Genomic DNA, 22536 nt, shown 5'->3' on the forward strand with positions numbered 1-22536 from the left:
ATCGATCTAAAACTCCCACCTACCCACTGGGGTCAGCTTCTGGGTACCCGCCATTTTTGGCGGGGTAACGATCGACCCTCCCCAACGGAAAAACCGGTAAGGACTTTATGTGCGGATTAGCTGGCGAGTTACGCTTTGATCATCAACCTGCGGACCTTGCAGCCGTTGAACGAATCACCCATCACCTGGCCCCTCGCGGTCCTGACGCGTGGGGTTTTCATGCCCAAGGGCCGATTGCCCTGGGCCATCGTCGCCTGAAAATCATGGACTTGTCGGACGGCTCGGCGCAGCCGATGATCGACAACCAGCTCGGCCTGTCCCTGGCCTTCAACGGCGCGATCTACAACTTCCCGGAACTGCGCACGGAGCTTGAAAGCCTCGGTTATGCCTTCTATTCCGGCGGTGACACCGAAGTGTTGCTCAAGGGCTATCACGCCTGGGGCGAAGCCCTGCTGCCCAAGCTCAACGGCATGTTCGCCTTTGCCATCTGGGAGCGCGATGCCCAGCGGCTGTTCATTGCCCGCGACCGCCTCGGCGTCAAGCCGCTGTACCTGTCGCGCACCGGCCAGCGCCTGCGTTTTGCCTCGGCATTGCCGGCGCTGCTCAAGGGCGGCGACATCAACCCGATCCTCGATCCGGTGGCGCTCAATCACTATCTGAATTTCCATGCCGTGGTTCCGGCCCCGCGCACCCTGCTGGCGGGCATCGAAAAGCTGCCGCCAGCGACCTGGATGCGCATCGAGGCGGACGGCAGCACCGAGCAGAAAACCTGGTGGACCTTGCCCTACGGCCCACACGCCGACGAGATGAACCTGACCCTGGAAGACTGGCGCGACCGTGTACTCGACAGCACCCGAGACGCGGTAGCGATTCGTCAGCGCGCCGCGGTGGATGTCGGCGTGCTGCTTTCCGGCGGCGTCGATTCGAGCCTGCTGGTCGGGCTGTTGCGTGAAGTCGGCGTGGAAAACCTGTCGACCTTTTCCATCGGTTTCCAGGATGCCGGCGGCGAGCGTGGTGACGAGTTCCAGTACTCGGACCTGATCGCCAAGCATTACGGCACCCGGCACCATCAGTTGCGCATCGACGAAAAGGAAATCATCGAGCAACTGCCTGCCGCCTTCCGGGCGATGAGCGAGCCGATGGTCAGCCACGACTGCATCGCCTTCTACCTGCTGTCCCGCGAAGTGGCCAAGCACTGCAAAGTGGTGCAGAGCGGCCAGGGCGCGGACGAGTTGTTTGCCGGTTACCACTGGTATCCGCAAGTGGACGGTGCCGCCGATCCGTATAGGGCTTATCGCGATGCGTTTTTCGACCGCAGCTACGACGACTATGCCGCCACCGTGCAGCCGAAATGGCTGACGGCCAACGACGCAGCCGGCGATTTCGTGAAAGAACACTTTGCCCAGCCCGGTGCCGATGCGGCCGTGGACAAGGCGCTGCGTCTGGACAGCACGGTGATGCTGGTCGACGACCCGGTCAAACGTGTCGACAACATGACCATGGCCTGGGGCCTGGAAGCGCGCACGCCGTTTCTCGACTATCGCCTGGTGGAGTTGTCGGCGCGGGTGCCCGGCAAATTCAAACTGCCCGACGGCGGCAAACAGGTGTTGAAAGAAGCGGCGCGACTGGTCATTCCAAGCGAAGTGATCGACCGTAAAAAGGGTTATTTCCCGGTGCCGGGCCTCAAGCATTTGCAGGGCGACACCCTGAACTGGGTGCGTGAACTGCTGCTGGATCCGAGCCAGGATCGCGGCCTGTTCAACCCGGCCATGCTCGACCGTCTACTGACCGACCCGCAAGGGCAACTGACGCCATTGCGCGGCTCCAAGCTGTGGCAACTGGCGGCCCTGAACCTGTGGCTCAGTGAACAAGGAATCTGATCGATGAAACCCCATGCCACGGCCTACAACCAACGCTTGCTGCGTGGCCAGGCCCCTTCCTACGAACGCTTGCAGGCGCGCCTGGCCGAAGACGGCAGCGAACTGGGCGCCGCGCCGATTGCCGTGCACTGCGGCTGGGGCCGGTTGTTGATCGGCCATACATTCCCCGACCCGGCCAGCCTGGCTCAGGAGTTGCTCAACGAACAGCAGGGCGAACGCGACATTGCCCTGTACGTCGCCGCGCCCCAGCAAGTGCTGGGCCTGGAGCCGGCGCAGCTGTTTCTCGATCCGTCCGACACGCTGCGCCTGTGGTTCAGCGATTACCGCCAGGCCACTCGCGTGTTTCGTGGTTTCCGTATTCGCCGGGCCCAGAGCGACAGCGACTGGCAGGCAATCAATCAGCTGTATCAGGCCCGCGGCATGCTGCCGATCGATGCCGCACGACTGACGCCGCACGCTCAGGGCGGCCCGGTGTACTGGCTGGCCGAGGACGAGGACAGTGGCGCGATCATTGGCAGCGTCATGGGCCTCAATCATCACAAGGCCTTCAACGATCCGGAAAACGGCAGCAGCCTGTGGTGCCTGGCGGTCGACCCGCATTGCTCGCGCCCCGGCGTCGGTGAAGTGCTGGTGCGGCATTTGGTCGAGCACTTCATGAGCCGTGGGTTGAGTTACCTCGATCTCTCGGTGCTGCACGATAATCGGCAGGCGAAAAGTCTTTACGCCAAGCTCGGCTTTCGCAATCTGTCGACCTTCGCCATCAAGCGCAAGAACGGTATCAATCAGCCGCTGTTCCTCGGCCCCGGCCCCGAGGCCGAGTTCAACCCCTATGCGCGGATCATCGTCGAGGAAGCCCATCGTCGTGGCATCGATGTGCAGGTCGATGATGTCGATGCCGGCATGTTTACCTTAAGCCATGGCGGGCGTCGGGTGCGTTGCCGTGAGTCACTCAGTGACCTGACCAGCGCCATCAGCATGAGCCTGTGCCAGGACAAGAGCCTGACCCACAAAGTCCTGAAAGCGGCCGGCTTGAACCTGCCGTGCCAGCAACTGGCCGGCAATGCTGATGACAACCTGGCGTTCCTCGATGAGCACGAACGGGTGGTGGTCAAACCGCTGGATGGCGAACAGGGCCATGGCGTGGCGGTGGATCTGCGGACCATCGAGGACGTTCAGCAAGCCATCGAAGCCGCCCGCCAATTCGACAGCCGAGTGCTGCTGGAAAGTTTCCACGAAGGGCTTGACCTGCGGATTGTGGTAATCGGTTTCGAGGTGGTTGCCGCCGCCATTCGCCGCCCGGCCGAAGTGGTCGGCGACGGCCAGCATTCCATCGGCGCGCTGATCGAAGCCCAGAGCCGGCGCCGTCAGGCAGCCACCAGCGGTGAAAGCAAAATCCCGCTGGACCACGAAACCCAGCGCACCTTGCACGCGGCGGGTTACGACTACAGCACGATCCTGCCGGCGGGCGAGCATCTGTTCGTACGCAAGACGGCGAATCTGCATACCGGCGGGGCTCTAGAGGACGTCACGGCGATCCTGCACCCGACGCTGGTGGATGCGGCGGTCAGGGCGGCGCGGGCGCTGGACATTCCGATGGTCGGGCTCGACCTCATGGTGCCGGCCGCCGATCAGCCGGCGTACGTGTTTATCGAGGCCAATGAACGTGCCGGGTTAGCCAATCATGAACCGCAGCCGACGGCGGAGCGGTTTGTGGATTTGTTGTTTCCGCATAGTCAGCCGGCCCTCTCATAAATGTGTATCGCTTGAACTGACGCCTTCGCGGGCAAGCACGCTCCCACAGGGGAACGCATTCCAAATGTGGGAGCTGGGCTTGCTCGCGAAGGGGCCGGCACAGGCAACCCACATTCAGCAGTCCCTCATCGAAACCATCGATGCCCTCAACTCATCAGGAGTTTCCATGACCAGTAAAATCCCCGAACCGGACCTCAACTACCTGCAAAAAGTCCTGCTGGAAATGCTCGCCATTCCCAGCCCGACCGGGTTCACCGACACCATCGTACGCTACGTCGCCGAGCGTCTTGAAGAACTCGGCATTCCGTTCGAAATGACCCGGCGCGGCACCATTCGCGCCACGCTCAAGGGTAAGAAAAACAGCCCGGACCGTGCCGTTTCCGCGCACCTGGACACCATCGGTGCAGCCGTACGCGCGGTGAAGGACAATGGCCGCCTGACCCTGGCGCCAGTGGGCTGCTGGTCCAGCCGTTTCGCCGAAGGCAGCCGGGTCAGCCTGTTTACCGACAACGGCGTGATTCGCGGCAGCGTGTTGCCGCTGATGGCCTCCGGGCACGCGTTCAACACCGCCGTGGATGAAATGCCGATCAGTTGGGACCACATTGAGTTGCGCCTGGACGCCTATTGCGCCACCCGTGCCGATTGCGATTCGCTGGGCATCAGCGTCGGCGATTTCGTCGCCTTCGACCCGCTGCCGGAGTTCACCGAAAGCGGTCATATCAGCGCCCGCCATCTGGATGACAAGGCAGGGGTTGCCGCATTGCTGGCGGCGCTCAAGGCGATTGTGGACAGCGGTGAAGAGTTGATGATCGACTGTCACCCGCTGTTCACCATCACCGAGGAAACCGGCAGCGGCGCGGCGGCTGCATTACCGTGGGACGTCAGCGAGTTTGTCGGCATCGACATTGCGCCGGTCGCACCGGGCCAGCACTCCAGCGAACACGCGGTGAGTGTGGCGATGCAGGATTCGGGCGGGCCGTATGACTATCACCTGTCGCGGCATCTGCTGCGCCTGGCCAGCGACAACGAGTTGCCGGTACGGCGCGACCTGTTCCGTTACTACTTCAGCGATGCACATTCGGCGGTCACCGCCGGTCATGACATTCGCACCGCCCTGCTGGCCTTCGGCTGCGACGCCACTCACGGCTATGAACGCACCCACATCGACAGCCTTGCAGCACTCAGCCGCTTGCTGGGCGCCTACATTCTGAGCCCGCCGGTGTTTGCCAGCGATGCGCAACCGGCGAAGGGCTCGCTGGATCGCTTCAGTCATCAGATCGAGCATGAGACGCAGATGGAAAGCGATACACGAGTGCCGTCGGTGGACAGCCTGGTGGGGCAGCGAACTGATAACTGAGTCTGGATTTTGAGATTTTGGGTGCCTGATCTGATGCCTTTGCGAGCAGGCTCGCTCCCACAGGAAACCGCATTCCCATAGGTGAACGCGGTCAAAATGTGGGAGCGAGCCTGCTCGCCAAAGCGGTGGATCAGGCAATGAACAAGCCCAAGCTAGCCGCAATGACCCATTCACCGTAGCATCGCGACATTGTCTTGCCCGAGGTGCCTATGCTCATCCCCCACGACCAACTTGAAGTCGACACCCTCACCCGCCTGATCGAAGACTTCGTGACCCGCGACGGCACCGACAACGGTGACGACACGCCGCTGGAAACCCGTGTGCTACGGGTTCGCCAAGCCTTGACCAAGGGGCAGGCGCTGATTGTTTTCGACCCCGAGAGCGAGCAGTGCCAATTGATGCTCAAGCATGACGTGCCCAAGCATCTGTTTGACTGAGCCCGCCTAGCGGACCTTGCCTTCGGCCTGCTTGGTCTGGATCCGTTTATAGACTTCGGATCGATGCACATTGACGTTTTGTGGCGCTTCCACACCGAAACGCACGTTGCTGCCACTGACAGCCAGAATGCGTACGGAAATGTTGTCACCGATGGAGATCAATTCACCCACAACGCGACTGAGTACTAGCATGGTATTGGTCCTTCAGAGTTACCGGACTCTGAAGATGCCGCGACCGTTGCGGACCTACAATGCGCCGCCTGCAAATCAGTCATGCCCTACAGCGACTGAAAAACAACCCTTCAGACATTTCCTGCAAAACATGAAAAAGCAGGACCGATCTGTCAGGACGCGGAGAAACGCGGGCCGAAGAGGATGACAGACGCACCGATGACGCACAGCGCCACGCCGATCCAGTCCGAGCCCAGCGGACGGACCCGCTCGACCACTGCCAGCCAGCCAATGGATGCAATGATGTAGATGCCTCCGTAGGCGGCATAGGCACGGCCGGCGTAGGTGGCTTCGACCCGGGTCAGCAACAGTGCGAACACCGTCAGGCTCAATAAGGCCGGGATCACCCACAACGCGCTTTTACCCTGACGCAGCCACATCCAGAAGGCGAAGCAGCCGGCGATTTCAAACAGCGCGGCAAGGAAAAACCACAGGTAATTGAGCATAGAGACGTCTCGTAAGGATGACCGTTGGCGGCCACCCTAACGACGTAGTAACGCAGGGGCAAGTTCAGTTGGCGGGGTGTTTGGCCTTGGCGCGCATCTTGTCGGCCATGACGGTCATTTCGTTGTAGAGCAATTGCGGGTTCTTCTGCTTGATCGCCCAGGCCATACGGCCCTGCTCATGGGGCAGAATCATGAACTCGCCGTCGGCGACCTGCTTGAAGATGTAGTCGGCAATGTCGGTGGCAGTGATCGGTGAACTCTCGAGCAACTTGCCGACCTGGGCCTTCATCGCCGGGGTCGGGCCTCGAAAAGAGTCCAGCAGGTTGGTCTGGAAGAACGAGGGGCATACCACATGCACGCCAACTTCCTGCTGCGCCAGTTCGATCAGCAGGCTTTCGGACAACGCCACCACGCCGGCCTTGGCCACGTTGTAATTGCTCATGGCCGGGCCCTGCATCAAGGCAGCCATCGAGGCGATATTGATGATCTTGCCTTTGCTCTGTTCCAGCAGCGGCAGGAACGCCTTGCAGCCCTTGACCACGCCCATCAGGTTGATCGCGATCTGCCAGTCCCAGTCTTCAAGGGACAGCTCGCTGAAGAAGCCGCCCGACGCCACGCCAGCATTGTTGACGATGATGTCGATGCCACCGAGTTTTTCTTCGCAGGCCTGGGCAAACGCCGTCAACTGGCTGTAGTCACGCACATCGCAACGCTGGGTGAAGCCATCGCCACCTGCCTCACGCACCCGCTTCAGAGTTTCTTGCAGGCCCGGCTCGCTGACGTCCGACAAGGCCAGTTGCCAGCCCTCGCGGGCCCAGCGCAGCGCGATTTCGCGACCCAGGCCGGAGCCCGCGCCAGTGATCATCATGCGATTTTGCATAGCGAACAGCCTTGTTGTTCCGGGGAGATCTGGCGAGTGTAGCGAAGGAACTTACCCGAGCCACGCTCCATCAGATTGCTGAATGGCCCAGGCAAAGCCGGCGATCACGGTGCAACTAAAAGAAATAACGCACTTTTCAAAAAAACATTAAAAAACTTGGAATTTTCTTTCAGCTACACCAGTCGGATTTATTAAGCAGTTCGGATTCATTCCAGTCCAGCTGACAGTTAAGAGCTACGTCATTCCAGAACACTTCGAACAAGGAAATAGACATGGGCACCATTCTGATCGTTATTCTAATTCTGCTGCTGGTCGGCGGTTTGCCAGTCTTCCCGCACTCAAGAAGTTGGGGTTATGGCCCGTCAGGCATTATCGGTGTGGTATTGATTGTGCTGATCGTCTTGCTGTTGATGGGCAGGATATAGAGATTTAGCAGGCAAAAAAAAGAGGCTCTTGAAGAGCCTCTTTTTTATTGCCTGAAGTATTAGTCCGGCTTGCCGTTAACCACACCGGCGGTGTTGTCCAGCAAGCTCTTGGTCGCCGTTTGCAGGAACGCTTCGAGCTTGAGTTTCAGCTCGGCGGTCCGCGGAGCATCAGGGATGATCTCAGCGTGCGGATTGGCACCCAGTTCGTACTGGTACATCTTTGGCGCCATTTCCTTTTCCTTCGGCAGAACCAGGATCTGGTCAGCAGTGACGATGGCGGTGGTCTGTTCGCTGCCCGAAGGCTTGATCACACCAAAACCGGTATCGCCTGCAGGCAGGTTGAGCAAGTCACGCCCCCAGCACTGATGACGCACTTCACCACCGATGCGCCCCATGATGGTCGGCACGATGTCGATCTGCGTACCCACGGTGTGGTCACGCTGACCGAATTTTTCCTGGATGCCCGGCGCGATCATCAGCATCGGCACGTTGAAGCGGCCCAGGTCCATTTCGGTGATCTGGCGCTCGTTGCCGAAACCGTGGTCGCCCACGATCACAAACAGGGTTTCCTTGAAGTACGGCTCCTTGCGGGCCTTTTCAAAGAACTGCCCCAACGCCCAGTCGGCGTAACGCATGGCCGTCAAATGCTCGTTCAGGCTGCCACGATCGGTCACAGGCTCAACCGGCAATGGCGTCGGCAGCGCATACGGGGTGTGGTTGGACAGGGTTTGCAACAGCGCATAGAACGGCTTGCCGTTTTCCCGCGCCTTGAGCTCTACCAGACCACGGTCGAACATGTCCTGGTCGGACACGCCCCAGGTCGGGTCGGAGAACACCGGGTTGACGAAGTCGTTACGGCCAACGAAGTTGGTCATGCCCTGGTTGCTGAAGAAGCCGGACTGGTTATCCCAGGCGAAATCACCGTTATAGACATACACGTCGTCATACTTGCGCGCGCTGAGCAGCTGCGGCAGGCCCGACAGTTTGTGGCTGCCTTCGGGGGTCTGCATCAGGTATTCGAAACCCGGCAGGTTCGGGAAGCAGGCCATGGTGGCAAACATGCCCTGGTGGGTATGGGTGCCGTTGGAGAAAAAGCGGTCGAACAACAGGCCTTCCTTGGACAGTTTGTCCAGGTACGGCGTGATGTTGCCCGGTGCGCCCAGCGCGCCGACCGAGTGACCGGCCATGCTTTCCATCAGGATCACAACGACGTTCTTGATCGGCAGGGTCTTTTCGGCTGGCGGCGTGTAGTCGCGACGCACAGCGGCAATGTCGGCATCCACCAGTTTTTCGTCCGCAAGCACCAGCATGTCACGTACCACTTTCTGCGCTTGAGCTTGCGGCAGGGTGGCCTTCCAGATGTTGTCGCGATCTTCGGACATCCGGTCCTTGGCCGCTGCGATCAGCGACAGCGAACCGTTGAGGCCCAGCTGGTTGGCGAAGTTCGAATCGGTGGTGTAGACGTCACCCCAGCGCAGTGGCGGGCCTTGACGCAAGGTGCCACGGGCGGCAACGACGCAGATCAGCAGGCAGACCACAAACACCGCGATGCGCGCGTACCAGGGGGCAATCTGGCGAGTGCCGATGCTGCCGCCGCTGAACGGACCGCGTGGACGGGTGGCGCGGTCGGCGCCCTTGAACGCCAGGGTCAGGATCACGGTGCCCACTGCCCAGGCCAGCAGGTAGCGAACCACCGGGAAACCGTACCAGAGCATGCTCATTACGGTTTTCGGGTCTTCCTTGACGTACTGGAAGACCAGGCCGTTGAGGCGCTGGTGGAATTCGCGGTAGAAGTCCATCTCCATCAGGCCGAGGAACAGCGCGATGCTGGATGCGATGGTCAGCCAGAAACGGAAGAACCCGCGAGCGGCCATGGCACGTGCGCTGAACAGCGCCAGCACCAGCGGAACACAGATGTAGACCACCAGGCGCAGGTCGAAACGCAGGCCGTTGGCGAAGGCTTCGAAAAAGGTCGAGGCCGGGGTGTCGAGGATCATCTCGCGGTTGTACACCAGCAGCGCGACGCGCAGCAGGCTGAACATGACCATCATGACCAGAGCGCACAACAGCGTGTAGGCCAGATGCGATTTGACGGTCGGTTGCAGCAGGCGACTAGAAGCTCGCTGCTGATTCAGGGCGTCCGGGTTTGCCATGTCGTTTTAGGACCCATTGGAAGTTTAAGTTTCAAAAATACAGCTGCGCCCTGCCCTCTGTTGGCCAGAACTCGGCCTCGGGGCTTGCGCGGTGCGCAAATGTTGCACGATCGTTCGCGCCATTGCCATTGATTACTGTCCGCAACAGCGAACTCTGTGCTGCGGCGCTCTGGAACAGGGACTTTGATGCAAAGTTCAGGGGGAAATCACGAGTGCGAATTGTCTTGGAGGCTTTGTGAAAATTTCGTACAGCGCATATTAGGTAACACAATAAACCCCAGCCAGAGGCAGAAACTGTGGGAGCGGGCTTGCCCGCGAAGAGGCCCTCAACTTCAACATCAATGTTGAACGTGCCGACGCCATCGCAGGCAAGCCAGCTCCCACAGGGATTGTGGGCAGCCGCGTCTTTAAAGCAAAACGCCCCGAACCAGTCGGGGCGTTTATCGAAGCCGCTACGCCGTCACTTCTCCGCGCGCGCCTTCAAGGCTTTCAAGGTGTTGAACGGCGCATCAACCACGAACTTGTTCGCCACCATCGCTGGCACGCTGCCGCCAGGCTCGGTGTGGACCTGGTAGGTCACTTCGACCTGGTCGCCCTTGGGCACGAACTTCCAGAACCCCTCAACCTGAGCAACCCGCACAAAGCCTTTTTCTTCAGGCACGTAGGTCGGCACGCCTTCAAGTTTGCGGGTCAGGCTGCCATCGGCGCCTTCGACGGTGGTGACATGCAGCACCGAGTCACGCGGGGTAACGGGCCATGGGGTATTGAACTGCGTGTAAGTCCAGCTCTGATCGCCGTCGTGCTTGAGCAGCTTCTGCATCTTGCATTCGTGAATCCAGGAGCAGGCGCCCGCCACGTCTTCCTGCAACGCGCGCAGTTTGGCCATGGTGGTTTTCATCAGGGTGACGCCCTGATAGGCCTTGTAGTCGGAGCCAGGCACTTCACTCAAGGAAACCTTGATACCGTCCTCGTTCTTGGCGACTTTCCAGTCCTCGGCCCAAGCGGCCGAAGTGGCCAGCACTGCCGTCAAACCACACAGCACAGCAATACGATGCAGCGAACCCATAGTCTTATTCCTTATTGTTGAAGTTCCGTTCGTAAAACACATCACGCCGCTGTCATTTGCTCCCACCAGCCAATCAGCCTGATGGCTTCTTCGCTGCTGTTTCCACAGACGTCGGCATCGGCCTCGAAAGCAGAGCAAACGGCCGGACGCTCGGCCTGGCCAAAAATAGTGCACAGATTTTCGACAGACAGTTGCACGCAACGTTCTCCGGCGGGCTTGCCATTGGGCATGCCTGGAATCGGTGAACTGATGGAAGGGGCAATACAACAGGCGCCACAGCCTTCACGGCATTTCATGACGGCAGCTCCTCGCGACGGGCAATGTGTTAAAGGGACCAAGGGGCGTTCTCAATCAGTTTTCCCGCGACGGGAAAACTGATTGAGAACGCCCCCTATGCACAGAGTAACCGCTAAAACGGTCGTTTTAAATTACCTGCGCCCGGGTTTTTACGCTTAAACGAACGTGACTGACCAGTCTCCGACAAAGCGTCTGGTCTGTGGGTCACGCTCGGGAAGGATTTATTGCTTGAATTCGAAATCCAGCGCCGCGCCTTCAACATCGCGACGCTCTTCGTTACGCAGTTGCAGCTGCATTTCGTTGCTCAGCAGGCGACCGTTGAGCTGGAACGGACTGCTCTTTTCACCAAACATTTGCGGCAACACCGCATCGTGGCGGGGCAGTTGCACGGTGCCCACCGGTTTCATGTCCTTGACCAGTTCCGGCGGCAGACGCAAATCGAGCTTGGCCGCTGGCAATCTGGTTTTTGCCACTTCACTGGCGGGTTTCGATTTGGACGCAATCGGCGCGCGTTTCTTCACCGCGGCGGCTTTCTTTGTCGCCGGGGCCGTTTTTTTCGTCGCGACCGGCTTCTTCGGCGCTGTCTGGGCGCTGTCCGTGGCCGGTTTATCCGGGACAGTCGCAGCCATGACAGAGACCGGCAGAACAGTGGTCAATAGACAGATCGACAACCAGGCGGCAGAAAAAATCGTTTTCATGGACCCTACGACACTAACGGCAGAGGGCCATATGCTCGCCTGTTGCGCGCGACATGACAAGCGCGGGCAGTTCATGAACTGCCTGGCCAGTCAAAAACCGCTGGAGGTCTCCTGGCACAGCTGGGTCGCCAGCAGCCCGAGGGTCATCAACGCCCGCTCGGCTTCACGGTTCCACGGAATGCCGCAGTTCAGGCGGATGCAGTGGTTGAACTGCTCGGTATTACTGAAGATCAACCCCGGCGCGATGCTGATGCCTTGCTGCAACGCCCGCACATGCAATTCCTGGGTATTGACCCGTCCCGGCAGGCTGACCCACAGAATGAAACCGCCCGTAGGCCGGGTCATTTGCGTGCCTTCGGGAAAGTATTGCTGAACCGCCAGTTGAAAGGCGCTGAGGTTCTTGCGGTATTCCTGGCGGATGTAGCGCAAGTGCCGGTCGTAGCCGCCGTTCTCCAGATACGCCGCAATGCCCATTTGCGTGACGCTGCACGCCGAATGGGTGCTGAACGTCTGCAAACGCTGGATCTCCTGCTGATACTTGCCGGCAATCATCCAGCCGATCCGCACACCCGGCGACAGGGTTTTGGAAAAGCTTGAGCAATAGATCACGCGGTCCAGCCGATCATAGGCCTTGAGGGACTTGGTGCGACCCTGTTCGAACATCAGCTCGCCGTAGATATCGTCCTCGACAATCTGGATATCGAAATCCGAGGCCAGGCGCAGCAATTGTTTCTGCCGCTCTTCGGGCATGGTGCCACCCAGTGGATTGCTCAGGCGCGTGGTCAATACCAGCGCCTTGATCGACCACTGGTTGGCCGCCAGTTGCAGGGCTTCAAGGCTCATGCCGGTGGCTGGATCGCTGGGGATCTCGATGACTTTGAGGCCCAGCAGGTCGGCCAGTTGCAGCAAGCCGTAATAGGTTGGCGACTCGGCGGCGATCAGATCGCCCGGTCGGGTCAGTACCCGCAGCGACATCTGCAACGCATCGACGCAGCCGTGGGTGATCACCACTTCCGAGGGGTCGACCACCACGCCAGCATCGCGCATGCGAATCGCCACCTGACGGCGCAACGGCTCGAAACCGGGGCTGAACATGTAGCTGAACGCCCGAGGACTATGGAAACGGGTGACTTTGGCCAGTTGCTGGTGCAAAGCTCGCACCGGTAGATAATCGACACTCGGCACCGCCGCGCCCAGCGGGAAAACGCCTTCGCGGCGCGACTCGACCAACACTTGCTGAATGATGCTGCTGCGGGTGACCAGGCCGGGCCGCTCGACCCGTGCAATGTCCGGGGTCGGCGCCGTCAGGGCCGGGGTCTGGTGCACGTAGTAACCCGATTGTGGACGGGCGCGGATCAGCCCCTGGTCTTCCAGGTTCGCGTATGCCTGCAACACTGTCGCGTGGCTGACGTTGAGCTGCGAACTCATCTTGCGCACCGATGGCACGCGCTCGCCGGGTTGATAGACACCGCGGCGGATATCTTCGGCCAGCTGTTGAGCAATACGTTGGTACAGCAAGAGATTGGTCATGACGCAGCACTCGATTTCACGGGCATTTTATTTTTGTGTGAAACAATACCGGAACAGTTTAGAAGTGTACGGGGACAGTTGCCACAATAGTCGACCGTACAGTGCAGTGACAGAAAAAACTGTACCGTTTTTTCAGGCAGTGAGCACTGATCGACAGGCGTAAAAAAACCCGGCGTTGCAGGGCAAGCCGGGCTTTCCAGTAACGCCGTCCTTAGCGGGCGGCGCCGAGCTGGCCTTTTTCGTCGGAGAACACAATTTCCACGCGACGGTTCTGTGCACGCCCACGCTCGGTAGCGTTCACGTCCACCGGGTATTCGTCGCCATAACCTTCGACCTGAATGCGTTTGTCCTCGATGCCCAAATCCATCAGCACGTCCGCCACCGCTTGCGCACGGTCGCGGGACAGCTTGAGGTTTTCCTGTTTGCCGCCGGTGCTGTCGGTGTAGCCCTCGATGCGCACTACCCGCTTGGGGTTGAGCTGCAGAAACTGGACGATTTTCAGCACGACACGATTCGCCGAGTTTTTCAGCTCCGCTTCACCGGTATCAAACAGCACGTCCCCCAGGGTCATCACCAGACCGCGCTCGGTCTGGGTGGTGGCCAACGCCACGATCTGTTCTTCGAGCCACTTGCCCTGCTGCTGCACGCTGAGCAACTTGGATTCGCGCAGGGCCAACTGTAAGCGCTGACGCTCCAGTTCGAGCTTTGCCGCCTTCTCTTCGTTGAGCACCTGATTGGTGTGTTCACGCGCAATTTCGCTGTAACGCCGGCTCAGGTAGGCGTACTGCTCGACATCCGCGCCGCTGCCCCAATAAGTGGACAACCGATCAGCGCGGGCCAGTGATTCACCGGCGCGGATCACATCCTTGGGCGCGATGCGCAGCACGCTGGAGTCTTCCTTGACCTTCTGGAAATCGGCGCTGGCCTGCTGCAAGGCGGCTTCGCTGTGCTGACCGGCGCAACCGTAGAGGCTGGCCATGCTCGCCAGGATCAAACCACCGAGGGCTTTGGACTTGAGGCTCATTGGGCATCTCCCAGTTGCTTGCGCAGGCGAGCGATGCGGGTGTCGAGGACGTTCAACTGCTCCTGGCTCTTGAGGGTCAAAACCCGGGCTTCGGCCAGACGCGCGTCCAGCTCGGCCTGTTCGGCCCGCATGCGCGCGTTCTTGAAGGACTCGTCGACCATGTTGCCCTTGGCGCGGTTGAACTTGTCCTCGGCCAGCTTCAGCTCGGGCACGGCGTCGGTGGTGGCACCCACGGCCTTGGCCTGTTCGATGGCCTGTTCGGCCAAGCGTATCTGTTCATTCGGCGCCGGATCGGCTGCACAACCCGCCAGAGCCAGAACGGCCAGGGCAGCGAAAAGAGGTCGAATACTCACTAAAAATCCCTACTGTTTTGGGGTACTGACGGGGGGTTGCCGCTGGGAGACTTGGGTTTTCCAACGCTCGATATTGCGCAGCAGCGCAGCCTCCGTCAGTCCGGACGCGGGCAATTCTGTCATCTTTTTGGCCAGCTGTCCGCGCAGCCACGGATCGTTGCAGGCCGAGTTATGGGAAACCGCCAGGAACAGGCCGGGTTTGTCGACCGGTTGGGTAAAAGCCAGCAGGTCGTTGGCCATGCCCAGGCTCTGTGCGGTCGCCATGCCCGAGTAACGCCCGGCCAGCACATAGTCGACCTCGCCCAGCAGCAACTTCTGAAAGGCCAGGGTCAGGTTGGGCGTGCGCACCAAGGTCAATTGCTGCTCGGCGAATGTGCCGAACTCTGCCGTCATCCGGGCCTTTTCCGATACGGCGCCGGGATGGCCGTGCAGATCGCTCGCGTCGGTATAGGGCAGCGTCGAGCCTTTGCGGGTCCAGACCAGGTAGTCGTTTTGCAGCAGTGGCGGATGGATGTAATCCAGGGACTCCAACTCTGTGACCGTCAACGGCGCGTCGGCGAGCATGTCCATGCGCCCGCTGCGCACTTCATCCAGCGCCTGGGCACGCTTGCCGGCGTAAAGCAGTTCGACCTTGATGCCCAACTCCCCCGCCACTTGCTGCAACAGATCGGCACTGGCGCCGATCAGGTGTTTGGGATCTTGCGGGTCCTGCCACAGGTACGGTGGCGCGTCCGGGCTGCCGGTCACGACCAGCCGCTCGCACTTGCCCGCCGCCATCGACAGCCCCGGCAACACGATCAAACCCGGTAACAGCATGCAAGCCCACCAGCGGCGCAGATCCATGGCAAAACGCTCCCACTCAAATCCAAAGCAAAAAAAAGCCCGACCAGAAGGCCGGGCTCTTTATAAGTGAAGCCGCTGGATTAGACCAGCTTCTCCAGCTCGGGAATTGCTTCGAACAGGTCTGCCACCAGGCCATAATCGGCCACCTGGAAGATCGGCGCTTCTTCGTCCTTGTTGATCGCAACGATCACTTTGGAGTCTTTCATGCCGGCCAGGTGCTGGATCGCGCCGGAGATACCGACGGCGATGTACAGCTGTGGAGCAACGATCTTGCCGGTCTGACCGACCTGCATGTCGTTGGGTACGAAACCTGCGTCGACCGCAGCGCGGGAAGCGCCAACAGCAGCGCCCAGCTTGTCGGCGAGGGCGTACAGGTGTTTGAAGTTGTCACCGTTCTGCATGCCGCGACCGCCGGAAACGACGATCTTGGCAGCGGTCAGTTCCGGACGATCGGACTTGGCCAGCTCTTCGCCAACGAAGCTGGAAGTGCCAGCGTCGTGGGCAGCGGCAACGGCTTCAACGGCAGCCGAACCACCTTCAGCGGCAACCGGGTCGAAACCGGTGGCACGCACGGTGATGACTTTCACCGAAGCGTTGGACTGAACGGTAGCAATGGCGTTACCGGCGTAGATCGGGCGCTTGAAGGTGTCAGCGCTTTCGACCGAGATGATCTCGGAGATCTGGTCAACGTCCAGCTGCGCGGCAACGCGCGGCAGGATATTTTTGCCGTTGGAGGTCGCGGCAGCCAGGATGTGGCTGTAGCTTTTGCCCAACTCGGCTACCAGCGGCGCTACGTTTTCCGGCAGCTGATGCGCGTAGGCGGCGTTGTCGGCCACCAGCACTTTGGCCACGCCGGCGATTTTCGCAGCGGCTTCAGCGACGGCGCCAACATTCTGGCCAGCGACCAGAACGTGGATATCACCACCGATTTTGGCGGCAGCGGCCACGGTGTTCAGGGTGGCCGGAGCCACAACCTTGTTGTCGTGTTCAGCGATTACCAAGATAGTCATGATTAGATTACCTTCGCTTCGTTTTTCAGTTTCTCGACCAGTTCAGCCACCGACTTGACCTTGATACCCGCGCTGCGTGCAGCGGGCGCTTCGACTTTCACGGTTTTGTTGGTGGAGGCGGTGGAAACGCCCAAAGCGTCCGGAGTCAGCACTTCGAGAGGCTTCTTCTTGGCTTTCATGATGTTTGGCAGGGACGCATAGCGCGGCTCGTTCAAACGCAGGTCGGTGGTGACGATGGCCGGCAGTTTCAGGGAAACAGTTTGCGCGCCGCCGTCGATTTCACGGGTCACGGCAACGCTGTCGCCAGACACTTCAACCTTGGAGGCGAACGTGCCCTGACCGTAACCGCTCAATGCCGCGAGCATCTGGCCGGTCTGGTTGTTGTCGCTGTCGATGGCTTGTTTGCCGAGGATCACCAGCTGAGGCTGTTCCTTGTCGACAACAGCCTTGAGCAGCTTGGCGACGGCCAGCGAGGTCAGATCTTCAGCGGATTCGACGAGGATGGCGCGGTCGGCACCCAGAGCCAGCGCGGTGCGCAGTTGCTCTTGTGCAGTGGTCGGGCCGATCGAGACGACGACGATTTCAGTCGCAACGCCTTTCTCTTTCAGGCGCACGGCTTCTTCCACTGCGATTTCGCAGAACGGGTTCATCGACATCTTCACGTTGGCGAGGTCGACGCCGGAATTGTCCGCCTTGACGCGAACCTTGACGTTGTAATCCACAACGCGTTTGACAGCTACAAGAACCTTCATGGATTCCTCGTTACTCTCCGGTGAAAAGAAAGTCGCCTAGGCGAACCTGGCGGTTGATGCTCGTCGGTGCAAGGGCACCTCTAAAAACGCTGGCATCTGAATGGGTGACATCGTTCACGAAGGGTGATGACCGTTCGTCAGTGGTGACCGACAAGTCATTCATTATCGTGGCGTGTAAACTGCGCGCCAAAAGCGCGCGGCTCATCACCGTTTATGGCCATCGCCCTGTCTTTAGAGGTGCTCCTGAAGCCTTTAGTCGGCCTACGGGATGCGCAAAACCGCCCGTATCTTGACCGGAACGCCTATTCCGGTCAATACGGCAAAATGGCCGTTCATAAGCCGCGCTTCTTTGATTTCTCTGGCTTTGAGCCAATTCAAACAAACGTTTGTATTGGACGCTGAGAGTGGTGTAGATATAATGCGCCACCCAGAGAGAAAGGTGGGTCATCCATTGCCTCCTTCAGCACTTTCACGAAGGAAATAATGGATGCAACGCCAAACCTCCAATTAGAAAAAAAACTGTTGAGCCTTGAGTAGGAGATAGCCTGTGGAACGCGAATACATGGAATTCGACGTGGTCATCGTCGGTGCCGGCCCCGCTGGCCTGTCCGCCGCCTGCCGCCTGAAGCAGAAGGCCGCCGAAGCCGGTAAGGAAATCAGCGTCTGCGTGGTCGAAAAAGGCTCCGAAGTCGGTGCGCACATCCTCTCGGGCGCTGTCTTCGAACCCCGCGCCCTGAACGAACTGTTCCCGGACTGGAAAGCGCTCGGCGCGCCGCTGAACACGCCAGTGACCCGCGACGACATCTTCGTGCTCAAGAATGCCGACAGCGCGCAGAAAATCCCTGACCTCCTTGTGCCCAAGACCATGCACAACGAAGGCAACTACATTATCTCCCTGGGCAACCTGTGCCGCTGGCTGGCCCAGCAGGCCGAGAACCTGGGCGTGGAAATCTACCCAGGCTTCGCCGCGCAGGAAGCCCTGTTCGACGAAAACGGCGTGGTCCGCGGGATCATCACCGGCGATCTGGGCGTTGACCGCGAAGGCCATCCGAAAGAAGGCCTGTACACCCCAGGCATGGAACTGCGCGCCAAGTACACGCTGTTCGCCGAAGGCTGCCGTGGCCACATCGGCAAGCAGCTGATCAAGCGCTTCAACCTCGACAGCGAAGCCGACGCCCAGCACTACGGCATCGGCCTGAAAGAAATCTGGGAAATCGACCCGGCCAAGCATCAACCAGGCCTGGTGGTACACACCGCCGGCTGGCCGCTGGACATCATGGGCACCGAGAACACCGGCGGCTCGTTCCTCTATCACCTGGAAAACAACCAGGTGGTGGTCGGCCTGATCGTCGATCTGTCCTACAGCAACACTTACCTGTCGCCGTTCGACGAGTTCCAGCGCCTCAAGCATCACCCGGTGCTCAAGCAGTACCTGGAAGGCGGCAAGCGCATCAGCTACGGCGCGCGTGCCATCGCCAAAGGCGGCCTGAACTCGCTGCCGAAAATGGTCTTCAAGGGCGGTGCGCTGATCGGTTGCGACCTCGGCACCCTGAACTTCGCCAAGATCAAAGGCAGCCACACCGCGATGAAGTCCGGCATGCTCGCCGCTGATTCCGTGGCGCAGGCGCTGTTCGCCGAGAAAGACGGCACAGAAGAACTGACCACTTACGTCGACGCGTTCAAGAAGAGCTGGCTCTACGACGAACTGTTCACCAGCCGCAACTTCGGCCCGGCGATCCACAAGTTCGGCGCCATTGTCGGCGGCGGATTCAACTGGCTCGACCAGAACATCTTCGGCGGCAAACTGCCGTTCACCCTGCGCGACACCAAACCGGATTATGCCTGCCTCAAGCTGGCGGCCGACTGCAAGAAGATCGACTACCCGAAACCGGACGGCAAACTCAGCTTCGACAAACTCAGCTCGGTGTTCATCTCTGGCACCAACCATGAAGAAGAGCAGCCATGCCACCTGAAGCTGACCGACCCGAGCATCCCGATCAGCAAGAACCTGCCGCTGTACGATGAGCCTGCCCAGCGCTACTGCCCGGCCGGCGTGTACGAAGTGATCACCAAGGAAGACGGCGAGAAGCGCTTCCAGATCAACGCCCAGAACTGTGTGCACTGCAAGACCTGTGACATCAAGGATCCTTCGCAGAACATCACCTGGGTAGCACCGGAAGGCGCTGGCGGCCCGACTTACCCGAACATGTAAGCCTGAGCGCTGAACAACAAGGCTCCCGACATGGGGGCCTTTTTGTTGCCTGCAATTGTGGCAACGACACAAAACCAATACGGGAGCGAGCTTGCTCGCGATGACGCAGGCACGTCCAAAATCAATGTAACTTACAGACCGCTATCGCGAGCAGGCTCGCTCCCACAGGGGGTAGTGGACTACAGGGATCATCGGGGGGGCGTGTCAGGCAGCCCGCTCATCCCCCGGACTGCGGTCGAAATAGCGCTTGTACTCGCGACTGAACTGCGACGTGCTCTGATACCCCACCCGATGCGCCACCTGCGCCACGCCCAGCCCTTCGCCCAGCAGCAATTGCTGCGCCTTGAGCAAGCGCAGACGCTTGAGGTACTGCACTGGCGACAACAGCGTGCTGCGCTTGAAATGCTCGTGAAAGGTCGACGCACTCATGTTCGCGCAACTGGCCAGCGTCTCTACGTTCAACGGCTCGGTGAAATGCCCGTGCAGGTGGTTGAGCGACGCCGCGATCCGTGCGAACTGCCCCTGCTGCTCCACCAGTGCGCGCAACACATCGGCCTGCGGCCCGCGCAGGGCGACGAACAACAATTCACGCAACCGCGCCTGACCCATGATCTGGCATTCCAGCGGATCGTGCAGGCAGCGCAACAGCCGCTCGACACAGCCACGCATGGCATCGTCGAGTACCGCCGAGGTCATCGACTCCGGTGTTTGTGCCGCAATATGCCGCCCCGGCGCCAGGCCCATGGCCAACACCAGTTCGCCGAGTACCACCCGGTCGATGGCAATGGAAACCCCCAGCATCGGCCCGTCCGGCGCCGCAAATGTCTCGCACTCGAACGGCACCGGCAGTGCCTGAATCAGATAATGCCCGGCGCCATATTCCAGCCTGCGCGGCCCCAGATACGCCAGTTTGCTGCCTTGGGCGATGATGACCAGGCTCGGTTCATAGATCTGCGGGCCACGGGCTACATCGCAACTGGCGCGCAATACCTGCACGCCCGGCAACGCCGTGGGGGCGAAGCCGTCACGGGTGGTCAGGGGCTGGACCAGGGACACCAGCGTGGCATTGGCATCAAGGTGACGGGTCAACAACATGGGCAACACTTCACAGAAAAAGACATGGAAAAAGGGATGAAAGCATCATCGCAGGTCTGAAGACCCATTTGACCAATCGCACGCTTATCCCGGAGGAATAGGCATGACACCCGGAGGAATCGCCATGGCCGCTGCCCGATACCGCGCACAGAATGGCCCACCTCAACTGTCACTGCTTTTGCGAGGTTCCTCATGTACACCGCCATCGGTTATGCCGCTCAATCGGCCACCACTCCCCTCGCCCCTGTGAAGTTCGAACGCCGCAGCCCTCGGGCTGACGACGTGGCGATCGAGATCCTGTATTGCGGCGTCTGCCATTCCGACATCCACCAGGCGCGCAACGAGTGGGGCATTGCCGTTTACCCGCTGATGCCGGGCCACGAGATCGTCGGCAAAGTGACCGCCATCGGTACGAATGTCACCCGGCACAAGGTCGGCGATCTGGTCGGCGTCGGTTGCATGGTCGACTCCTGCCGCAGCTGTGAAGCGTGCCAGGCCAACCTTGAACAATACTGCCTCGAAGGTCCGACCATGACCTACGCCACCCCGGACAGGGTCGATGGCAGCAACACCATGGGCGGCTACTCCGACAGCATCGTGGTCAGCGAGCACTTCGTGGTGCGCATCCCGGAAAAGCTCGACCTGGCCGCCGCCGCGCCGATTCTCTGCGCCGGCATCACCACCTACTCACCGCTCAAGCACTACGGCGTCAAGGCGGGCGACAAGGTCGGGATTCTCGGCATGGGCGGCCTCGGCCACATGGCCATCAAGTTCGCCAAGGCCATGGGCGCTGAAGTGACGCTGTTCACCCGCTCGGCGAGCAAGGCTGAAGAAGGTCGTCGTCAGGGCGCGGATCATGTGATCGTCTCCACCGATGCCGAACAGATGAAGGCCGCCGCCGGTCATTTCGACTTCCTTCTGGACACCATCCCGGTGCAACACGACCTCAATCCGTACCTCGATACCCTGCGTTTCGACGGCGTGCACATTCTGGTGGGTCTGATCGAACCGATTGATCCGCCAGTGCACGCGGCCAAACTGGTATTGGGCCGACGCGTACTGGCCGGCTCGCTGATCGGCGGCGTTGCAGAAACCCAGGAAGTGCTGGATTTCTGCGCCGAACACGACATCACCTGCGACATCGAAATGCTCGACATTCGCCAGATCAACGAGGCCTACAGCCGCATGATCGCCGGTGATGTGAAGTACCGTTTCGTGATCGACATGGCGACGCTCAAGGTCTAAACCTTCAAGCCAAGCTCCGCCGAAAGCCGGGCTGTGACGCCTTTGATCAGGGGAATCAGCTCGGCCATTTTTTCCAGCGGCATGTACGGCACGGTGCTGGCGATGCTGATACCGGCGACGATGCGTTTGCTGGCATCGCGAATCGGCGCCGCCACGCAACGAATCGACGGTTCGTTGTCTTCCAGATCGAACGCATAACCGCCCGCCACGTACTCAACCATGCGCTGCTGAAACTGCTCCCAGGACTGCTCCGGGTGCTGCGGCCAGAACTGACTTTTCCCACCTGCCGGCAGGCTGACTTCGTACAGCCGCTTCCAGTCTTGCTGCGAGTCATCGAGCATCAGCGCCTTGCCGATCCCGGTGCGCGCCAACGGCATGCGATGGCCGACCCGCGAACGCATTTCCGGGCCATTGCGCCCCGGATTCTTGTGCAGGTACAGCACCTCGTCGCCTTCGCGAATCGCCAGGTGCACCGTGTCGCCGGTCAACGCCGACAACTCGTCCAGATACGGCCCCGCCAGCGTCACCAGCGGCAACTCTTCGCGCGCCTGAAAACCCAGTTCGATCAGCTTCGGCCCCAACAGGTAGCCGACTTGTGGCACCACGCGCAAGTAGCGCTCGTCCACCAGACAACTGGCCAGACGATGAGTGGTACTGCGGGTGGTGCCGATCAGACGGGCAATTTCCTTCAGGTCACGGGCACCACTGGCCACGGCCTGCACCACACCCAGACCACGCAGCAGCGTCTGAGTACCGGTGGGCGCATTGTCCTTGGCGATTTTCGGGGCATCTTCCTGCATATCCAGCCTTTACCGTTGAGCGAGTGAACGGGCGGCATTATGGTCGCCCG

General features: G+C 60.2%; 23 protein-coding genes. 8 read left to right on the top strand and 15 right to left on the bottom strand.

Annotated elements, in window-relative coordinates:
* The first annotated feature begins 107 nt into the window (after window positions 1–107).
* The 4 genes from POF45_RS07645 to POF45_RS07660 all read left to right on the top strand — a co-directional run bounded on the left by POF45_RS07645 (window position 108) and on the right by POF45_RS07660 (window position 5426).
* Entirely contained in the window at window positions 108–1880 is a 1773-nt protein-coding gene (locus POF45_RS07645) for an N-acetylglutaminylglutamine amidotransferase (RefSeq protein ID WP_282315467.1), read from the top strand.
* A gap of 3 nt (window positions 1881–1883) precedes the next feature.
* Window positions 1884–3632 (top strand): N-acetylglutaminylglutamine synthetase, encoded by a 1749-nt coding sequence (gene ngg / locus POF45_RS07650; protein WP_282315468.1) that lies wholly within the window; start codon window positions 1884–1886, stop codon window positions 3630–3632.
* A gap of 166 nt (window positions 3633–3798) precedes the next feature.
* On the top strand, window positions 3799–4989 hold the full coding sequence (locus POF45_RS07655) for an osmoprotectant NAGGN system M42 family peptidase (protein WP_259495572.1): 1191 nt from the start codon (window positions 3799–3801) through the stop codon (window positions 4987–4989).
* 209 nt (window positions 4990–5198) lie between these two features.
* Window positions 5199–5426, top strand: a complete 228-nt coding sequence (locus POF45_RS07660) for a YheU family protein (protein ID WP_003199186.1) — start codon at window positions 5199–5201, stop codon at window positions 5424–5426.
* Between the two features lie 6 nt (window positions 5427–5432).
* Here the strand turns inward: POF45_RS07660 and csrA are convergent, their stop codons facing one another.
* The 3 genes from csrA to POF45_RS07675 all read right to left on the bottom strand — a co-directional run bounded on the left by csrA (window position 5433) and on the right by POF45_RS07675 (window position 6983).
* A complete protein-coding gene (gene csrA, locus POF45_RS07665) occupies window positions 5433–5618 on the bottom strand; it encodes a carbon storage regulator CsrA (protein WP_259495575.1) in 186 nt (61 codons plus the stop codon).
* A 152-nt stretch (window positions 5619–5770) separates the two neighbouring features.
* Entirely contained in the window at window positions 5771–6103 is a 333-nt protein-coding gene (locus tag POF45_RS07670; protein WP_259495577.1) for a YnfA family protein, read from the bottom strand.
* Window positions 6104–6167: 64 nt separating this feature from the next.
* Window positions 6168–6983 carry an SDR family oxidoreductase gene (locus POF45_RS07675; RefSeq protein ID WP_282315469.1) on the bottom strand — a complete coding sequence of 272 codons (816 nt, stop codon included), beginning with the start codon at window positions 6981–6983 and terminating at the stop codon, window positions 6168–6170.
* A gap of 266 nt (window positions 6984–7249) precedes the next feature.
* Here POF45_RS07675 and POF45_RS07680 point away from each other — a divergent pair, with 266 nt between their 5' ends.
* Complete coding sequence (locus POF45_RS07680) at window positions 7250–7408, top strand: DUF3309 domain-containing protein (protein ID WP_259503228.1); 159 nt, start codon at window positions 7250–7252, stop codon at window positions 7406–7408.
* A 59-nt stretch (window positions 7409–7467) separates the two neighbouring features.
* Here the strand turns inward: POF45_RS07680 and POF45_RS07685 are convergent, their stop codons facing one another.
* The 10 genes from POF45_RS07685 to POF45_RS07730 all read right to left on the bottom strand — a co-directional run bounded on the left by POF45_RS07685 (window position 7468) and on the right by POF45_RS07730 (window position 17134).
* Entirely contained in the window at window positions 7468–9561 is a 2094-nt protein-coding gene (locus tag POF45_RS07685; protein WP_259495581.1) for an LTA synthase family protein, read from the bottom strand.
* A 460-nt stretch (window positions 9562–10021) separates the two neighbouring features.
* Window positions 10022–10627: an START domain-containing protein gene (locus POF45_RS07690; protein WP_259495583.1), complete on the bottom strand. Its 606-nt coding sequence runs from the start codon at window positions 10625–10627 to the stop codon at window positions 10022–10024.
* A gap of 41 nt (window positions 10628–10668) precedes the next feature.
* The gene (locus POF45_RS07695) at window positions 10669–10923 is read right to left on the bottom strand and encodes a YkgJ family cysteine cluster protein (protein WP_259495584.1); all 255 of its coding nucleotides are present in this window, start codon (window positions 10921–10923) and stop codon (window positions 10669–10671) included.
* 222 nt (window positions 10924–11145) lie between these two features.
* Window positions 11146–11622: a translation initiation factor 2 gene (locus POF45_RS07700; RefSeq protein WP_259495586.1), complete on the bottom strand. Its 477-nt coding sequence runs from the start codon at window positions 11620–11622 to the stop codon at window positions 11146–11148.
* Between the two features lie 90 nt (window positions 11623–11712).
* A complete protein-coding gene (locus POF45_RS07705) occupies window positions 11713–13152 on the bottom strand; it encodes an aminotransferase-like domain-containing protein (RefSeq protein WP_259495587.1) in 1440 nt (479 codons plus the stop codon).
* A gap of 211 nt (window positions 13153–13363) precedes the next feature.
* Window positions 13364–14176, bottom strand: coding sequence for an OmpA family protein (locus POF45_RS07710; RefSeq protein ID WP_259495589.1), 813 nt, complete (start codon window positions 14174–14176; stop codon window positions 13364–13366).
* Complete coding sequence (locus POF45_RS07715) at window positions 14173–14529, bottom strand: DUF4398 domain-containing protein (protein WP_282315470.1); 357 nt, start codon at window positions 14527–14529, stop codon at window positions 14173–14175. The genes POF45_RS07710 and POF45_RS07715 overlap by 4 nt, the downstream gene beginning before the upstream one ends.
* A 9-nt stretch (window positions 14530–14538) precedes the next feature.
* Entirely contained in the window at window positions 14539–15372 is an 834-nt protein-coding gene (locus POF45_RS07720; protein WP_259495592.1) for a substrate-binding periplasmic protein, read from the bottom strand.
* Between the two features lie 80 nt (window positions 15373–15452).
* Window positions 15453–16382 (bottom strand): electron transfer flavoprotein subunit alpha/FixB family protein, encoded by a 930-nt coding sequence (locus tag POF45_RS07725; protein ID WP_259495593.1) that lies wholly within the window; start codon window positions 16380–16382, stop codon window positions 15453–15455.
* Window positions 16383–16384: 2 nt separating this feature from the next.
* Window positions 16385–17134, bottom strand: coding sequence for an electron transfer flavoprotein subunit beta/FixA family protein (locus POF45_RS07730; RefSeq protein ID WP_028620627.1), 750 nt, complete (start codon window positions 17132–17134; stop codon window positions 16385–16387).
* Between the two features lie 213 nt (window positions 17135–17347).
* On the opposite strand from POF45_RS07730, the gene POF45_RS07735 reads away from it, so the two are divergent.
* Together POF45_RS07735 and POF45_RS07740 are read left to right on the top strand one after the other, a co-directional pair.
* Window positions 17348–17536 (top strand): hypothetical protein, encoded by a 189-nt coding sequence (locus POF45_RS07735; protein WP_282315471.1) that lies wholly within the window; start codon window positions 17348–17350, stop codon window positions 17534–17536.
* Between the two features lie 145 nt (window positions 17537–17681).
* Complete coding sequence (locus POF45_RS07740) at window positions 17682–19346, top strand: electron transfer flavoprotein-ubiquinone oxidoreductase (RefSeq protein WP_259495595.1); 1665 nt, start codon at window positions 17682–17684, stop codon at window positions 19344–19346.
* 204 nt (window positions 19347–19550) lie between these two features.
* Here the strand turns inward: POF45_RS07740 and POF45_RS07745 are convergent, their stop codons facing one another.
* The gene (locus tag POF45_RS07745; protein WP_259495596.1) at window positions 19551–20441 is read right to left on the bottom strand and encodes an AraC family transcriptional regulator; all 891 of its coding nucleotides are present in this window, start codon (window positions 20439–20441) and stop codon (window positions 19551–19553) included.
* A gap of 192 nt (window positions 20442–20633) precedes the next feature.
* Here POF45_RS07745 and POF45_RS07750 point away from each other — a divergent pair, with 192 nt between their 5' ends.
* Window positions 20634–21686: an NAD(P)-dependent alcohol dehydrogenase gene (locus POF45_RS07750; RefSeq protein WP_282315472.1), complete on the top strand. Its 1053-nt coding sequence runs from the start codon at window positions 20634–20636 to the stop codon at window positions 21684–21686.
* Here the strand turns inward: POF45_RS07750 and POF45_RS07755 are convergent.
* The gene (locus POF45_RS07755) at window positions 21683–22486 is read right to left on the bottom strand and encodes an IclR family transcriptional regulator (protein WP_282315473.1); all 804 of its coding nucleotides are present in this window, start codon (window positions 22484–22486) and stop codon (window positions 21683–21685) included. The genes POF45_RS07750 and POF45_RS07755 overlap by 4 nt on opposite strands.
* Window positions 22487–22536: the final 50 nt, after the last annotated feature.

Origin of the sequence: Pseudomonas fungipugnans, from assembly GCF_029955235.1 — a bacterium.
GTDB lineage: Bacteria > Pseudomonadota > Gammaproteobacteria > Pseudomonadales > Pseudomonadaceae > Aquipseudomonas > Aquipseudomonas fungipugnans.

Coding starts and splice junctions, on each gene's coding strand:
- POF45_RS07645 (WP_282315467.1), top strand. CDS start 108: ATGTGCGGATTAGCTGGCGAGTTACGCTTTGATCATCAACCTGCGGAC.
- ngg (WP_282315468.1), top strand. CDS start 1,884: ATGAAACCCCATGCCACGGCCTACAACCAACGCTTGCTGCGTGGCCAG.
- POF45_RS07655 (WP_259495572.1), top strand. CDS start 3,799: ATGACCAGTAAAATCCCCGAACCGGACCTCAACTACCTGCAAAAAGTC.
- POF45_RS07660 (WP_003199186.1), top strand. CDS start 5,199: ATGCTCATCCCCCACGACCAACTTGAAGTCGACACCCTCACCCGCCTG.
- csrA (WP_259495575.1), bottom strand. CDS start 5,618: ATGCTAGTACTCAGTCGCGTTGTGGGTGAATTGATCTCCATCGGTGAC.
- POF45_RS07670 (WP_259495577.1), bottom strand. CDS start 6,103: ATGCTCAATTACCTGTGGTTTTTCCTTGCCGCGCTGTTTGAAATCGCC.
- POF45_RS07675 (WP_282315469.1), bottom strand. CDS start 6,983: ATGCAAAATCGCATGATGATCACTGGCGCGGGCTCCGGCCTGGGTCGC.
- POF45_RS07685 (WP_259495581.1), bottom strand. CDS start 9,561: ATGGCAAACCCGGACGCCCTGAATCAGCAGCGAGCTTCTAGTCGCCTG.
- POF45_RS07690 (WP_259495583.1), bottom strand. CDS start 10,627: ATGGGTTCGCTGCATCGTATTGCTGTGCTGTGTGGTTTGACGGCAGTG.
- POF45_RS07695 (WP_259495584.1), bottom strand. CDS start 10,923: ATGAAATGCCGTGAAGGCTGTGGCGCCTGTTGTATTGCCCCTTCCATC.
- POF45_RS07700 (WP_259495586.1), bottom strand. CDS start 11,622: ATGAAAACGATTTTTTCTGCCGCCTGGTTGTCGATCTGTCTATTGACC.
- POF45_RS07705 (WP_259495587.1), bottom strand. CDS start 13,152: ATGACCAATCTCTTGCTGTACCAACGTATTGCTCAACAGCTGGCCGAA.
- POF45_RS07710 (WP_259495589.1), bottom strand. CDS start 14,176: ATGAGCCTCAAGTCCAAAGCCCTCGGTGGTTTGATCCTGGCGAGCATG.
- POF45_RS07720 (WP_259495592.1), bottom strand. CDS start 15,372: ATGGATCTGCGCCGCTGGTGGGCTTGCATGCTGTTACCGGGTTTGATC.
- POF45_RS07725 (WP_259495593.1), bottom strand. CDS start 16,382: ATGACTATCTTGGTAATCGCTGAACACGACAACAAGGTTGTGGCTCCG.
- POF45_RS07730 (WP_028620627.1), bottom strand. CDS start 17,134: ATGAAGGTTCTTGTAGCTGTCAAACGCGTTGTGGATTACAACGTCAAG.
- POF45_RS07735 (WP_282315471.1), top strand. CDS start 17,348: ATGGCCATCGCCCTGTCTTTAGAGGTGCTCCTGAAGCCTTTAGTCGGC.
- POF45_RS07745 (WP_259495596.1), bottom strand. CDS start 20,441: ATGTTGTTGACCCGTCACCTTGATGCCAATGCCACGCTGGTGTCCCTG.
- POF45_RS07750 (WP_282315472.1), top strand. CDS start 20,634: ATGTACACCGCCATCGGTTATGCCGCTCAATCGGCCACCACTCCCCTC.
- POF45_RS07755 (WP_282315473.1), bottom strand. CDS start 22,486: ATGCAGGAAGATGCCCCGAAAATCGCCAAGGACAATGCGCCCACCGGT.